The sequence below is a fragment of the Frankia sp. AgKG'84/4 genome, from assembly GCF_023242965.2.
Lineage (GTDB): Bacteria > Actinomycetota > Actinomycetes > Frankiales > Frankiaceae > Frankia.
On the sequence record NZ_JALKFU020000798.1, the window covers coordinates 1 to 1,083 of the forward strand.

Consider the following 1,083-nt stretch of genomic DNA (forward strand, 5'->3'; position numbering starts at 1 on the left):
GCGCGGACCCGCGCCGCGACCTCGCGCCGGTGGCGGCCCGGATCTACGGCGATCCGTCGGCCCGCCTCGCGCTGCTCGGGGTGACCGGCACCAACGGCAAGACGACCACCGCGTTCCTGCTCGACGCCGGCCTGCGGGCCGCGGGCCACACCACCGGCCTGATCGGCACCGTCGAGACCCGCGTCGGCGAGCGGCGCCTGCCCAGCGCCCATACCACCCCGGAAGCCGGCGACCTGCAGGCGCTGCTCGCCACCATGGTCGAACACGGCGTCGACGCGGCGGCCATGGAGGTCTCCAGCCACGCGCTGGCCCAGCACCGGGCGGATGCCCTGCACTTCGCGGGGGCGCTGTTCACCAACCTCAGCCAGGACCACCTCGATTTCCATCCCACGATGGAGGAGTACTTCGAGGCGAAGGCGAGCCTGTTCGTTCCCGGCCGGGCGCGGGCCGCGGTGATCGGCGTGGCCGACGAGTGGGGCCGGCGGCTGGCGTCGCGGCGCCCGGACGCGGTGACGTTCGCGCTCGACGGTCCGGCGGACTGGACGGCGCATGACCTCGCCGCGGGGCCCACGGGCAGCGAACTCGTCGCCCACGGACCGGGCGGCGAACGGGTCGAGCTCAGCGTCGCGCTGCCCGGCCTGTTCAACATCGCCAACGCGCTGGGCGCCTTGGCGCTGCTCGTCGCGGTCGGGGTCCAGCCGGCCGCCGCGGCCGCCGGGATCGGGTCGCTCGCGGGCGTGCCCGGCCGGATGGAGCGGGTCGACGCCGGCCAGCCGTTCCTGGCGCTCGTCGACTTCGCGCACACCCCGGACGCGGTCACGACGTTGCTGAGCACCGTCCGTCCCCTGGTGAAGGGCAAGCTGATCATCGTTCTCGGCTGCGGCGGCGACCGCGACCGCGCCAAGCGCCCGCTGATGGGTGCCGCCGCGGCCACGCTCGCCGACCTCGCCATCCTCACGAATGACAATCCGCGCTCCGAGGATCCCGCGGACATCCTCGCGGCGATGCTCGCTGGCGTGCCGGCGGCGCTGCGCGGGAGCGACCGGGTGCTGGTGGAACCGGACCGGGCGGCGGCCATCGCCG

The 1,083-nt window shown here is 75.3% G+C and carries 1 protein-coding gene; it reads left to right on the forward strand.

Annotated features, from left to right (window positions below; genetic code table 11):
* The coding region (locus MXD58_RS25295; protein WP_250610163.1) for a UDP-N-acetylmuramoyl-L-alanyl-D-glutamate--2,6-diaminopimelate ligase at positions 1-1,083 on the forward strand (1,083 nt) is incomplete at both ends.